Source organism: Paracoccus sp. S4493, from assembly GCF_000967735.1.
Classification (GTDB): domain Bacteria; phylum Pseudomonadota; class Alphaproteobacteria; order Rhodobacterales; family Rhodobacteraceae; genus Paracoccus; species Paracoccus marcusii.
The window spans coordinates 1-376 of the sequence record NZ_JXYF01000542.1; the positions used below are offsets into that span (position 1 = coordinate 1).

General features: G+C 78.2%; 1 protein-coding gene and 1 pseudogene. One reads left to right on the top strand and one right to left on the bottom strand.

Annotation, left to right across the window (positions count from 1 at the left end; all coding sequences use genetic code 11):
- Nucleotides 1-213, bottom strand: a pseudogene (locus TW83_RS18950) (cobalamin biosynthesis bifunctional protein CbiET); the annotation flags it as partial.
- On the opposite strand from TW83_RS18950, the gene TW83_RS18955 reads away from it, so the two are divergent.
- On the top strand, nt 212-376 hold a 165-nt coding region (locus tag TW83_RS18955), incomplete at its 3' end, for a precorrin-6A/cobalt-precorrin-6A reductase (protein WP_045984346.1). The pseudogene TW83_RS18950 and the gene TW83_RS18955 overlap by 2 nt on opposite strands.

A 376-nucleotide genomic window follows, 5' to 3' on the forward strand; every position in this document is an offset into this window, starting at 1 on the left:
CGCCGCCACGCGCCGCCCCCGCAGCGCCAGCAGCGGCGCCAGGTCGAAGGGCACCGGCCAGGCCCGCCCCCGCGCGCCCACCCCCGCCAGGGCCAGGTGGCGCGGGCCGCCGAAGACGATCTCGGCGGCCGCCAGCGCGCGCAGGCTTGCGCCGGGCAGGCCGTCCGGTCCATCTTCGGTGATCCCGATGATCGTCAGCCAAGGGTCAGACATGCGACGCATCCTGCTGCTGGGCGGCACGACCGAGGCCAGCCGCCTGGCCGCCCTGCTTGCCCGCGCCGGTGTCGCGGCGGTCTTCTCCTATGCCGGACGGACCGAGGCGCCCGCAGCCCAGCCCCTGCCCACGCGGATCGGCGGCTTCGGCGGGGCCGAGGGG